The 12,082-nt window shown below is 63.7% G+C and carries 11 protein-coding genes; 1 reads left to right on the top strand and 10 read right to left on the bottom strand.

The features are described from left to right. Window positions 1-67: 67 nt before the first annotated feature. Complete coding sequence (locus H928_RS0118115) at window positions 68-664, bottom strand: hypothetical protein (protein ID WP_021027771.1); 597 nt, start codon at window positions 662-664, stop codon at window positions 68-70. A 103-nt stretch (window positions 665-767) separates the two neighbouring features. Between H928_RS0118115 and mpl the strand changes: the two genes are divergently transcribed. Continuing rightward, a complete protein-coding gene (gene mpl / locus H928_RS0118110; RefSeq protein WP_021027770.1) occupies window positions 768-2,171 on the top strand; it encodes a UDP-N-acetylmuramate:L-alanyl-gamma-D-glutamyl-meso-diaminopimelate ligase in 1,404 nt (467 codons plus the stop codon). An 84-nt stretch (window positions 2,172-2,255) separates the two neighbouring features. Here the strand turns inward: mpl and H928_RS0118105 are convergent, their stop codons facing one another. The 9 genes from H928_RS0118105 to H928_RS33595 all read right to left on the bottom strand — a co-directional run. Further along, a complete protein-coding gene (locus tag H928_RS0118105) occupies window positions 2,256-3,782 on the bottom strand; it encodes a tripartite tricarboxylate transporter permease (protein ID WP_021027769.1) in 1,527 nt (508 codons plus the stop codon). Beyond that, the gene (locus tag H928_RS0118100) at window positions 3,779-4,222 is read right to left on the bottom strand and encodes a tripartite tricarboxylate transporter TctB family protein (RefSeq protein ID WP_021027768.1); all 444 of its coding nucleotides are present in this window, start codon (window positions 4,220-4,222) and stop codon (window positions 3,779-3,781) included. Before H928_RS0118100 ends, H928_RS0118105 begins: the two co-directional genes overlap by 4 nt. 103 nt (window positions 4,223-4,325) lie before the next feature. After that, window positions 4,326-5,246: a tripartite tricarboxylate transporter substrate binding protein gene (locus tag H928_RS0118095; RefSeq protein ID WP_239645010.1), complete on the bottom strand. Its 921-nt coding sequence runs from the start codon at window positions 5,244-5,246 to the stop codon at window positions 4,326-4,328. 235 nt (window positions 5,247-5,481) lie between these two features. Beyond that, the gene (locus tag H928_RS28670; RefSeq protein WP_021027766.1) at window positions 5,482-6,996 is read right to left on the bottom strand and encodes a sensor histidine kinase; all 1,515 of its coding nucleotides are present in this window, start codon (window positions 6,994-6,996) and stop codon (window positions 5,482-5,484) included. Then, entirely contained in the window at window positions 6,993-7,700 is a 708-nt protein-coding gene (locus tag H928_RS28665; RefSeq protein ID WP_021027765.1) for a response regulator, read from the bottom strand. Before H928_RS28665 ends, H928_RS28670 begins: the two co-directional genes overlap by 4 nt. Window positions 7,701-7,894: 194 nt before the next feature. Further along, window positions 7,895-8,206 (bottom strand): hypothetical protein, encoded by a 312-nt coding sequence (locus tag H928_RS0118080; RefSeq protein ID WP_021027764.1) that lies wholly within the window; start codon window positions 8,204-8,206, stop codon window positions 7,895-7,897. A 59-nt stretch (window positions 8,207-8,265) separates the two neighbouring features. Further along, entirely contained in the window at window positions 8,266-9,420 is a 1,155-nt protein-coding gene (locus H928_RS0118075) for a 3-deoxy-7-phosphoheptulonate synthase (RefSeq protein WP_027011094.1), read from the bottom strand. A 688-nt stretch (window positions 9,421-10,108) separates the two neighbouring features. Further along, window positions 10,109-11,599 (bottom strand): metalloprotease TldD, encoded by a 1,491-nt coding sequence (tldD, locus tag H928_RS0118070; RefSeq protein ID WP_021027762.1) that lies wholly within the window; start codon window positions 11,597-11,599, stop codon window positions 10,109-10,111. A gap of 139 nt (window positions 11,600-11,738) precedes the next feature. After that, window positions 11,739-12,082: FtsW/RodA/SpoVE family cell cycle protein (locus H928_RS33595; RefSeq protein ID WP_043340956.1), on the bottom strand; the 344-nt coding region annotated here is incomplete at its 5' end.

Here is a 12,082-nt window from a genome sequence, read left to right as displayed (position 1 = left end):
CGGCGGCCTGCGCTGGCAAGGTTTGCGCTGCATCAACAGGCGCGCGTTCAGGTGTCGGCATGGGGCATCACTCCGTGGGTGGGGTCAGCAGGCGGCGCACCGCCTCCAGCGAGCCGCGCGGTGTGCGGCCCTGGGCATCGGGCTTCAAGGCGCCGCGCAGGTCATCCAGGTCATAGACCAGGTAGTGCACACCAATGTTTTCATGGAGCGGTTTGCAAAGGCTGCTGATCGACAAGGCATCCACCGTCTCACCGTGGAAACCGTTGATTGACGATACCTCATAGCGCACGCCATGGTCAATCAGCGCAATCTCAGCCGATTTGGAGTCATCGCAGAACAACTGAATGTATATGTCAGACAGACGCGTGGCCGTGCCATTCCAGACGGCGCCTACCAGATAGGGCCGGAAAGCCTCCATGCGCTCCATCCACACGACGGCCATCTCGCGCAATGCGCGCAACTCAGCGGGCTGGGTGTCGGCGCAGAACAGCTCCAGGTACTCGCGCACCGCCGCTTCCAGCACCTCGTTGTCGGGCAGAGCGGTGCGGCCCGGCAGCCCCAGCTGCTTGACGGCGCGCTTCTTGGCCGGCCCCCACTCCAGGCCTTCCTCCACCACCATGCGTGCGGCGGTGTTGGCGATTTCCCAGCTTGCATCAGTCTTCATGCATTCCATTGTGTCGGATTTGCATGGCCCCTGCGGCACTTGCTTGCAATTACAGCCGCCCAGAGCGCGGCTTATATCCGGACGCGCCGTAGAATCGACGTCCATGCACATTCATATTCTGGGTATCTGTGGCACCTTTATGGGTGGCGTGGCCGCACTGGCACGCGAGGCTGGGCACAAGGTGACGGGCTGCGACAGCGGCGTCTACCCGCCGATGAGCGACCAACTGCGCGCGCTGGGCATCGAGCTGATCGAAGGCTTTGGCGCCGACCAGCTCGCGCTGCAACCCGATATGTATGTGGTCGGCAACGTCGTCAGCCGCGCGCGGCTGGATGATGGCTCGCCCAAGTTTCCGCTGATGGAGGCCATCCTCGACTCCGGCGCTCCCTACACCAGCGGCCCCCAGTGGCTGGCCGAGCATGTGCTACAGGGCCGCCATGTGCTGGCCGTGGCCGGCACCCATGGCAAAACCACGACGACCTCGATGCTGACCTGGATTCTGGAGGCCGCAGGCCTGCAGCCGGGCTTTCTGGTCGGTGGCGTGCCACTCGATTTTGGCGTCTCAGCCCGCCTGGGTGCGCCCACCCGGCCCGGCGGTGGCGATCCGCGCCCCGTGTTTGTGATCGAGGCCGACGAATACGACACCGCCTTTTTCGACAAGCGCAGCAAGTTTGTGCACTACCGCCCCCGCACCGCCGTGCTGAACAACCTGGAGTTCGACCATGCCGACATCTTTGATGACCTGGCAGCGATTGAGCGCCAGTTCCACCACCTGGTGCGCACTGTGCCCGCCAGCGGCCGTGTGGTGGCCAATGGTGTTGAAGAGAGCCTGACCCGCGTGCTGCACCAAGGCTGCTGGAGCGAAGTGGTGCGCTTTGGCGCCGCCATTGACGGCATGCGCGCCGAGGGCGACCCGTCCAACTTTGAGGTGCTCTACAAAGATGCGCCCGCCGGCAGGGTGCAGTGGGGCCTGAGCGGCGTGCACAACCAGATGAATGCGCTCGCTGCCATCGCCGCAGCCCAGCATGTGGGCGTGGCACCCGCAGAAGCGGCCCAAGCCTTGTCGCGCTTTCAGAATGTCAAGCGCCGCATGGAATTGCGTGGCACCGCCGCCGGCATCCAGGTCTACGACGATTTTGCCCACCACCCCACGGCCATCCGCACCACCTTGGATGGCCTGCGCCAGCAGGTGGGCGCGCAAACCCGCATTCTTGCGGTGTTCGAGCCGCGCAGCAACACAATGAAGTTGGGCACGATGAAGTCGCAGCTGCCCTGGTCGCTGGAATCAGCCGACCTGGCCTTTTGCCACACTGCCGGCCTGGACTGGGACGCCGCCCAGGCGCTGGCCCCCATGGGCGCGCGCGCCCAGACCGCCAGCAATATCGACAGCCTGATCGCCCAGGTGCTGCAGGCAGCCAAGGCCGGTGATGTGATCGTCTGCATGAGCAATGGCGGCTTTGGCGGCATCCACGACAAATTGCTCAAGGCGCTCACCGCCCGCAACTGAGCGGTCTGCGCGACGGCCCTCCCCAAGAAAAAGGCGAGCCCCAGGTGCTCGCCTTTCTATTATTAATAGCGCAGTTAGCGCCCATCAAGCAGCCGCTGGCTCTGCCTGCTTGCGCTTGACCCACCAACGGTAACCCATGGGCCCCAGCACCACGGCAGCCGCCAGCACCCAGAGGATGGTGCAGACCGTGCTGGCCCAGAGGATGGACACATCGCCATTGGTGATGGACAGCGCACGCCGCAGGTTTTGCTCCATCATCGTGCCCAGCACAACACCCAGCACCATCGGCGCCATGGGCACCTGGAGCTTGCGCAGCAGGTAGCCGATCACGCCGATGGCGACGACCGCCATCAGGTCAAAGGTCGTGGCACTGATGGCATAGACGCCGATAAAGCTGATCGCCAAAATGCCCGGCACCAGCAGCCAGCCCGGGATGGACAGCATCGAGGCAAACACCCGTACCATCGGGATGTTCATGACCAGCAGCATCACATTGGCAATCAGCAGCGAGGCGATCAAGCCCCAGACCAGCGCGGGCTGCTGCTCAAACAGCACCGGGCCGGGGGTGATGTTGTAGAGCGTGAGCGCGCCCATCATCACGGCCGTCGTCCCCGAGCCAGGGATGCCCAAGGTGAGCATGGGGATGAACGAGCCGGTAGCGGCGCTGTTGTTCGCCGCCTCAGGCGCGGCCAAGCCACGCATGTCTCCCTGGCCAAATTTGGCATCCGGGTCTTTGTCCTCTATATAGCGCTTCTCGTTGGCATAGGCCACGGCCGAGGCCACGCTGGCGCCCGCCCCTGGCAACACGCCCATCACAAACCCGAGCAGGCTGCCACGGATGGTGCTGCCGGAGGTAAAGCGCAGCTCACGCAGATTGAAGAGCTTGCGTTGGCTGGGCGGCACTTCGACGCTTTGGCCCGAGAGCTTGTTCTCCAGCATTTGCAGCATTTCCGCGACGGCAAACAAGCCAATGACAACCACGACAAAATCCAGGCCATCGGCCAGGTGCGGGATGTCGAAGGTATAGCGGTAAACGCCGGAGTTCGCATCCACGCCGATGGTCGCAATCGACAGCCCGATGGCGGCCGCCAGAACCCCTTTGATGGGTTGCTCCCCCAGCAAGCTGGTGAGCGCACAGAAGGCAAACACCATCAGCACAAAGTATTCCGCCGGGCCAAATGCCAAGGCCCACTGCGCCAGAAAGGGCGCAAACGCGGCGATACCGACAATGGCGATGAGGGAGCCGACAAAGGAGGACCAGGCCGACAGGGACAGCGCCACGCTTCCCAGCCCCTGGCGCGCCAGCGGGTAGCCATCCAGCGTGGTCATGACCGCAGCCGCCTCGCCGGGCACATTGATCAGGATCGAGGTGATCCGGCCTCCGTATTCGGCACCCACATAGACAGCGGCCAGCAAGATCAAGGCGGTATCGGGCGGCAAGCCCATCGCAAAGGCGATCGGCACCAGCATGGCAACCCCGTTCGTCGGGCCCAGGCCCGGCAGCACACCGACGATGGTGCCAAAGAACGAGCCAATCAGTGCCACGAGCAAGTTGGTGCCCGAGAAGGCAACACCAAAACCCAGGGAGAGGTTATCCAGCATCGCGCTCATAGCAGCTCCTCCAGCCAGCCCAGTGGCAGCACCACGTCCAGCAAACGGTCAAAAAGAACATAGAACAGCACGCTCAGGCTGGTGCCGCCGATCCCGCACTGCAGCCAGCTGCCACCAAAGAGCCGGCCCACGCAGGCGGCAGCCACGGCTGTGGCCAGCACAAAGCCGGTCCACTGGAACAGCCCGGCGTACACCAGCACCAGCGCCACCATCAGCGCAATGCGGCTGTTGGCACCGGGCGGGTTGGGCGCTGCCGGGTTGCCGCCTTTCACGACAAGGCGCAGGCCACACATGCCAATCACCGTGGCCAGCAACAAAGGAAAGGCGCGCGGACCCACGGGCTCGTAGGCAAATGCTGCCTCCAGCCCGTGTCCAAACCACGCCAGAAAGGCCGATAGCAGCAGCGCCGCCACGCCCAGGGTGCGATCATTGAGAACCATAGATATCTTTCCGCAAGATGTGCGAGTGCGGCGGACCAGGGTTTCTGGCCGCCTTGTTCAAGCCCCATGGGCCAGGCTGGCAGGTGCTAGGCCCAGGCAGGCCTTACTTGACCAGGTCAAAGGACGTGGCCAGCTCCGTGTAGTGCCGGGTACGGGCCTTGATGTAGTGGTCGAGCTCGGGCCCCGTCTTGTTGAAGGGCATGAGACCCAGTTGCGCCTGGGCCTTGCGGAACTCGGGCGTGGCCATGGCTTTGTCAAACGCCTGCAGCCACCAGCGGTAGTCGGCATCCGATACCTTGGGCCCCACGTAGAAACCCCGGATGATCGGCCATTCGATGTTGAAGCCCTGCTCGGCAGCGGTCGGCACGTCGGCCAGCTTGCCCGGCAAGCGCTCGGAGTGGAAAACCGCCAGCACGCGGATGGGGGCACCGCCTTCGAGCATGGTGACCGCCTCGGCCGCATCCCCCATGAAGGCCTGGACATGGCCGCCGCGCAGCGCCGTGACGGCTTCGCCACCGCCCTCAAAGGCAACGAAGCGCATTTTCTTGTAGTCCACGCCGGCGGCGCGCGCGGTCAGCGCTGCCTTCATCCAGTCCTGGCTGCCAATGGAGCCGCCCGCGCCCAGCACCACCTGGCTCGGATCTTCCTTGAAAGCCGCCATCAGGCCCTTGAGATCCTGGTGGGGCGAATCCGCCCGCACCACGGCCACACCGTAATCCGCACCCACAGTGGCCAGCCAGCGCACATCATCGGCGCTGTACTTGCCAAACTTACCCTGGGCCAGATTGAGCAGCGAGCCACTGGAGAACGCAGCAATGGCGCTGCCATCTGCCGGGCGCTGGGTGATGATGCTGTTGTAGGCCACCGCACCAATGCCGCCAGGCATGTAGACGATGCGCATGGGTTTCTGGAGCGCCTTGGACTCGCGCATGCCCGTCTGGGCCAGGCGGCAGGTCAGGTCAAACCCGCCGCCAGGCTGGGCCGGGGCAATGCACTCCGGGCGGCGGGGCTCTGCCTGCGCCATCGCTGGCACCCAGGTGCTCGCTGCGATGACCGTGCTGATGAAAAGGCCTGAGGCCTGGCCTGATAAACGGCTTGCAAACATAGGTTTTGTCTCCTTTTTTGGGCATGGGCGCTTTGGCCAAGGGGCGGCTGGCCAGAACCTGGCTGGCAGCGCTGGCCAAGCGTGGAACCTGGTCGGGCGAGGGATCGCCACCAAGGTAGACAAAGACTAAACGCTCGCGGCTTTCAATAGCCTTTCAATTCGGGGTTATTCCCAGGTCAGCGGCGGTATGCGGCATGCGGAAGCTGCCGTGCAAACCCAGCTGCCCCTGCGCATCACGGCCATTGGCCAGCTTGAACTCGGCGCCATGCATCTGGGCAATGGTCTGCACAATGGCCAGGCCCAGGCCCGCGCCCTGCTGGCGCTTGCCCGCAGCACCACGCCGAAACCGGCTGCCCGCCTGTGCCCTGTCGTGCTCGCTCATGCCCCCACCGCTGTCGATCACCACCAGCGCGATGGACGACGCGCTGCCCTGCAGCTGCACGGTGACCTGGCCACCGGCAGGCGTATAGCGGATGGCGTTGTCCACCAGGTTGCTGATCGCCTCGCGCAGCAGCCAGCCCAGGGCCTGCACCTGCCGCCCTCGGGGGTCGTCGCCCAACCCCACCACATCCAGCCCCAGGTCAATCTGCTTGGCGCGCGCGAGCGGCCACAAGGTGGTGACCACCTGCTCCGCCAGTGCCCGCAGATCGACCTCGGCAAATTGCGATCGGATACTGGCAGCGGCCCCGGCATCTCGGGCGCGGGCCAGCGCCAGCATCTGCTGGGTCAGGCGCTCGGCCCGGCCCAGACCGTCTTGCATCGCATGCAGTGCAGCCCGCATCTGGGCCGGGTCCCGCTCACGCAATGCATAGCCGATCTGGGTACGCAGCAAGGCCAGCGGCGTGCGCAGTTGGTGGGAGGCGTCATCGAGAAACTGCCGCTGGGCCTGGGCGCTGTGGGCATAGCGTTCCACCAAGTGGTTCAGCGATTGCACCAGTGGCCGCACTTCTGCAGGCAGGCTGGCCGCATCGATAGGCGAGAGGTCATCCCAGGCGCGCGCATCCAGGTGCTGGCGCAGCCGCTTCAATGGCCTGAGCGCGCGCACCACGCCCGCCACCAGCAACACCACGCTGATGCCCACCAGCAGCACATCGCGCAAGATGGCACGCGTGACCATGTGCCGCTCCACCAGCGCACGCTCCTGAAGATTCTCTGCCACCTGCACCACGATGCGGCTGTGCGGATTGCCCGCGACGGGCGGGTCCGCCAGCCGAGCCCAGGCGGCCACACGGATGGGCTCATTCAGGTACACCGCGTCATAGAACTGCGGCACGCCGAGTTCGAGCTCGCCCTCGGGCAAAGGAAGGCCCGGATTCCCCATTTCGACCAGACCGTCCTCGGTCGCGACCCGGAAGTAGACCCGGCCGTTGACCGTCAGCTCGAAGAATTCCAACAGCAGATACGGCTGCTCCACACTCAAGCCGCCGCTGGCCGTGGAGATGTTGTAGTGGATCGCACGCAACGCACCCGCCAGCGCACGGTCATAGGCCTCGTCAACCTGGATGCGCAGGCTGTAGGTGGACCACAGCAAGCTGCCACCCATGCCCAGCAGCAAACCCGGCACCAGCCACACCAATAGCGCCGCCTTCAAAGAGCGGGCGCGATCACGCCAGCGGTGGCGCCAAGCAGCGCGGCCATCCAGATCGCGATCGGCGCTGCGCCAGATCATGGGCCTTGCAATGCAGCGCCGGCTACGCCACGGCCTTGCATCTCTTCCAGGCAGTAGCCCAGACCGCGCAGGGTGACAATCTGCACGCCACGGCCCAAGAGCTTCTTGCGCAGGCGAAACACCAGTACCTCAATGACCTGGAGGTTCACATCCCGGTCTCCAAGGAAGACCCGGTCCAAGATACTTTGCTTGCCCACTGGCTCACCGCTGCGCTGGATGAGCGCCAGCAACACCGCATGCTCTCGGGGTGTCACCGGCAAGGCATCGCCCGCCATCGAAAAGCGCTGCGCAGCGACATCAAACTGCAGCGGCCCGCAGGACAGCCGAGGGTGCTCGCGCCCCCGGCTGCGGCGAACCAGGGCCTGCAGGCGCGCCTCCAACTCATCGAGCAAGAAGGGTTTGGCCAGAAAGTCGTCGGCACCATTTTTGAGCGTGCCGACGCGCTCAGCCAGGGAGTCCCGCGCGGTCAGCACCAGCACGGGGGTGCGGTCATCGCGCTCGCGCATGCGCTCCAGCACGGTGCGGCCATCGATGCCAGGCAGACCCAGGTCCAGCACCACCGCATCAAAGTCTTCCTGCTGCAGGCGCAGATCTGCCATCTGCCCATCGCCCACCCAGTCCACGACGATGCCCGACTGCTGCGCCAACGTTCGGGCCAGCCAGTGCGCCAGATCTTGTTCATCCTCCACCAACAGGATTCGCATCCGCCCTCCCTCCCGAGATATCTGCCAGATGCACCCACGGTTGGAGCAACACCCTCTTCAGCCAGAATCCATAGCGGCTGATTAACGATGCATTCTCCACAATAGAAAAAACCCACTCATTGTCGAGCGGGTTTTTGGCGTGGTGTGCGAACCCAGCGGTTCGCGCTTTGAGGTCAGGCGGGCAGTGAGAACGCTTAAAACGAGGCCGTCATGGCCTTGGTGTTCACCACCACCGTGGGCCGGCCCACCGCGCCTACGCTGGCACGGGCAAACTGCGCCAGCCATTGGGCATCACCCAGCAGCGGGGCGCCGGCGGCCTTGGCAACAACGACAACTTTGTCGACGATCAGCACCTTGCCGCTGGCGCGCAGCGGCTCGCAGTCCATGCGCAGAAATTCCTGGTCCAGCCAGCGGCGCCCGTCCTCGTTGGACATGGCCTCCGCACTGTCAAAGCCATGGACAAACTCTTGGCCATCCTCGAGCAGAACCCGTACTTCATTGCGCATGACAATCCCTTATTGGTGGTGCAAACGGGGCGGGCAGCGGCCGCCCCAAAGCCGCCAGCTTACACCGTTGCAGCGGCGCGCTCCTCGGTATTTGCGCGCACGCGGCGGGCCTGCACCGCGTCGGACAGCTCGGCCAAGGTCTCCAGCGAGTCGTCCCAGCCCAGGCAGGCATCGGTGATGCTCTTGCCGTACTCCAGGCTGTCCGGATCGTTCTTGCCGGGGGTGAACTTCTGCGCGCCGGCTTGCAGGTGGCTCTCGATCATCACGCCAAACACGCTGCGCGAGCCGCCTTCAATCTGCTGGGCAATATCGCGCGCCACCTCTTTTTGCTTCTCGTGCTGCTTGCTGCTGTTGGCATGGCTGCAGTCCACCATCAGGGTGGCGGGCAGGTGCGCGGCCTCCAGGTCCTTGCAGGCGGCGGCCACATGGACGGCATCGTAGTTGGGCGTCTTGCCGCCGCGCAGGATCACGTGGCAGTTGGTATTGCCCTTGGTGTGCACGATGGCGACCTGGCCGTTCTTGTGCACCGACAGGAAATGGTGCGGGCGGCTGGCCGATTGGATCGCGTCAGTGGCGATGCGGATATTGCCATCGGTGCCGTTCTTGAAACCCACCGGCGCCGAGATGCCCGAGGCCAGCTCGCGGTGCACCTGGCTCTCCGTCGTGCGCGCGCCAATCGCGCCCCAGCTGATCAGGTCGCCAATGTACTGGGGCGAGATCATGTCCAGGAACTCGCTGCCCGCCGGCACGCCCTGGCGGTTGATCTCGATCAGCAGCTGGCGCGCAATGCGCAGGCCTTCGTCGATGCGGTAGCTCTCGTCGAGGTAGGGGTCGTTGATCAGGCCCTTCCAGCCCACCGTGGTGCGGGGCTTTTCGAAGTAGACCCGCATGACGATCTCCAAGGTGCCTTCGTACTGCTTGCGCACGGCCTTGAGGCGGCGGGCGTATTCCAGCGCGGCTTGCGGATCATGGATCGAGCAGGGGCCGATGATGACCAGCAGGCGGTCATCCGCGCCGGACATGATGTTGTGGATGTTTTGGCGGGTGTTGCTGATCAGCGATTCAACGGGCGTGCCGTTGATGGGGAAGAAGCGAATCAGATGCTCGGGTGGCGGCAGCACAGTAATGTCCTTGATACGTTGGTCGTCGGTTTGGCTTGTTTTCTCGACACCGCGATACCAAGCATCGCTTGTGGGTTGGGCTTGCTGAGTCATCTAAGGATCCTGAATGTGTGGGTGGTTTATGCAACAAAAAACCGCCGGGCTTTTCAGCTTCGGCGGTTGTCTGGAGGTTTAGGTGCTCGCGCGCTTCTAGACCTCTCGTCCGCCTGGGACAGAGAACCAAAAGTAAAAGGTAAAAGCGCTACGTGCTTGCATGTTTTTCAATGTACCACATCTGCGGGCGGCGCAATTCATCATTCTATATAAAACGCACAAAAATTGCAAAAAATAAGATTTCAAAGTTGAAATCACACCATTGCTTTGTCAATTTTTTTATATACGCATTTTTATTGCGCATCTGAGAAAGACACACTGCAGAAAGATGTCAAAAAACAAACGCCTGCGCGGCAGAAACCGCGCAGGCGTTTGGTTGATTCTTGCGTTAGCCGCCAAAGAACCTATTCAATGTCTCCTCGCGCCGCGACAGTGTCTTTGCGGGATGGGATGCTAGGCGCAGTGCGCAGCCAATAGCCAGCTATTGGCAAGCGCTGCAACGCCGCAGACCGCCCGCAAAGCCACTGTCCCTACGGGTTGGAGTGAAATCGGGCGATTTCTGCGCGCTGGCCCTTGCTTGCACCCCGGTGCAAGCTGCGGACCAGCCATTCGAACTCATCCCGATTGCACTCCAACGCAGCTGCGTAGAGACTTTGAACAGGTTCTACGCAGCGGCTATTTGGATCGCTCAGGCCGTACCGCCCACCGTCAAACCATCGATACGCATGGTCGGCTGGCCTACGCCCACGGGCACGCTCTGGCCTTCCTTGCCACAGGTGCCCACGCCGCTGTCCAGGCGCATGTCGTTGCCGATCATGCTGACGTGCTTGAGGCACTCGGGGCCGCTGCCCACGATGGTGGCGCCCTTGACGGGGTACTGGATCTTGCCGTTCTCGACCCAATAGGCTTCGCTGGCGGAGAACACAAACTTGCCGCTGGTGATGTCGACCTGGCCACCGCCAAAGTTGGTCGCATACAGGCCCTTTTGCATCGAGGCGATGATTTCCTGCGGATCCTTGTCGCCCCCCAGCATGTAGGTGTTGGTCATGCGCGGCATGGGAATGTGGGCATAGCTCTCGCGCCGGCCATTGCCGGTGGGCTTGACCTTCATCAGGCGCGCATTCATCGCATCCTGGATATAGCCCTTCAAGATGCCGTCTTCGATCAGCACATTGCGCTGGGTCGGCTGGCCCTCGTCGTCCACATTGAGCGATCCGCGGCGGTCGGCGATCGTGCCGTCGTCCAGCACCGTCACGCCCTTGGCCGCCACGCGCTGGCCGATCATGCCGCTGAAGGCGCTCGAGCCCTTGCGGTTGAAGTCGCCTTCGAGGCCATGGCCCACCGCCTCATGCAGCAGCACACCGGGCCAGCCCGGGCCCAGAACCACGGTCATCACGCCGGCTGGCGCGGGACGCGATTCCAGGTTGACCAGGGCCGCCTTGACGGCCTCGTCCACATATTGCTGCACCAGCTCATCGTCAAAATAGGCCAGACCGAAGCGGCCACCGCCGCCGGCCGAGCCCACTTCGCGGCGGCTCTTGCTCTCGGCGATCACCGTGACCGACAGGCGCACCAGCGGGCGCACATCGGCAGCCAGGGTGCCATCGGCACGGGCGACCAGGACCACATCGTGTTCAGCGGCGAGACCTGCCATCACCTGCTTGACGCGCGGATCCTTGGCACGGGCCAGTTTCTCGACCTTTTCCAGCAAGGCGACCTTGGCGGTGCTGTCGAGCGTGGAGATCGGGTCCAGATCGGGGTAGAGCGAGCGGCTCAGCGCAATCTTCTTGGCAGGCACCTTGACCTGGCGCGACTGGCTTTGCGCCCCAATGCTGCGCACCGTATGGGCGGCATCCAACAGCGATGCCAGCGAGATGTCGTCCGAATAGGCAAAGGCCGTCTTCTCGCCGGACACCGCGCGCACGCCCACGCCCTGGTCGATCGAGAAGGAGCCCGTCTTGACGATGCCCTCTTCCAGGCTCCAGCCTTCGGCCCGGGTGTACTGGAAGTACAGGTCTGCATCGTCCACCTTGTGGGCGCGGATATCCGCCAGCGCGCGCGCCAGATGGCTGTCATCCAGACCAAAAGGCGTCAGCAGCAGGCTGCGCGCTATATCCAGTCGTTGTTCGGTAGAAGCCGCCAGCGGCTTGGCCACAGCAAGGTCAAAAGGTGCATTCATAGAGGCGATTTTAGGGCTTGCGCAATGGCCGTGGGCCCATGCGTTGATTTGCGGTGGCCAGCGGGCCAGTTGCCACCTCTCCCGTATCTGCGGCTGGCGGGGGTGTTTTCAATGGCAAAGCCTGGCCTGCACCTGTCCGCTAGAGGCGCGGCGCCTGCTCCCGCGCCAGCTGGCGCTGCGATCGGGCGACCGACATCAAGATCCCCAGCGCCAGCCCCAGGGTGACCATGGCCGTGCCCCCGTAGCTGACAAAGGGCAAGGGCACACCCACCACCGGCAGGATGCCGCTGACCATGCCCATGTTAACGAAGGCATAGGTGAAAAAGATCATCGCCACCGCACCGGCCATCAGCCGGCCAAACAAGGTGGGTGCGCGCATCGCAATGGCCAGGCCGCGCCAGACCAGCAGCAGGAAGAAAAAGATCAGCAGCAGGTTGCCGGCCAGGCCGAACTCTTCGGAAAACGCAGCAAAGATAAAGTCCG

It is taken from the genome of Comamonas sp. B-9, from assembly GCF_000410635.1.
GTDB lineage: Bacteria > Pseudomonadota > Gammaproteobacteria > Burkholderiales > Burkholderiaceae_C > Comamonas.
The sequence above is the reverse complement of the archived record's forward strand: the minus strand, read 5'-3'. Positions and strand labels throughout refer to the sequence as shown.

Coding starts and splice junctions, on each gene's coding strand:
- H928_RS0118075 (WP_027011094.1), bottom strand. CDS start 9,420: ATGACTCAGCAAGCCCAACCCACAAGCGATGCTTGGTATCGCGGTGTC.
- H928_RS28670 (WP_021027766.1), bottom strand. CDS start 6,996: ATGATCTGGCGCAGCGCCGATCGCGATCTGGATGGCCGCGCTGCTTGG.
- H928_RS28665 (WP_021027765.1), bottom strand. CDS start 7,700: ATGCGAATCCTGTTGGTGGAGGATGAACAAGATCTGGCGCACTGGCTG.
- tldD (WP_021027762.1), bottom strand. CDS start 11,599: ATGAATGCACCTTTTGACCTTGCTGTGGCCAAGCCGCTGGCGGCTTCT.
- H928_RS0118100 (WP_021027768.1), bottom strand. CDS start 4,222: ATGGTTCTCAATGATCGCACCCTGGGCGTGGCGGCGCTGCTGCTATCG.
- H928_RS0118080 (WP_021027764.1), bottom strand. CDS start 8,206: ATGCGCAATGAAGTACGGGTTCTGCTCGAGGATGGCCAAGAGTTTGTC.
- H928_RS0118095 (WP_239645010.1), bottom strand. CDS start 5,246: ATGGCGCAGGCAGAGCCCCGCCGCCCGGAGTGCATTGCCCCGGCCCAG.
- mpl (WP_021027770.1), top strand. CDS start 768: ATGCACATTCATATTCTGGGTATCTGTGGCACCTTTATGGGTGGCGTG.
- H928_RS0118105 (WP_021027769.1), bottom strand. CDS start 3,782: ATGAGCGCGATGCTGGATAACCTCTCCCTGGGTTTTGGTGTTGCCTTC.
- H928_RS0118115 (WP_021027771.1), bottom strand. CDS start 664: ATGAAGACTGATGCAAGCTGGGAAATCGCCAACACCGCCGCACGCATG.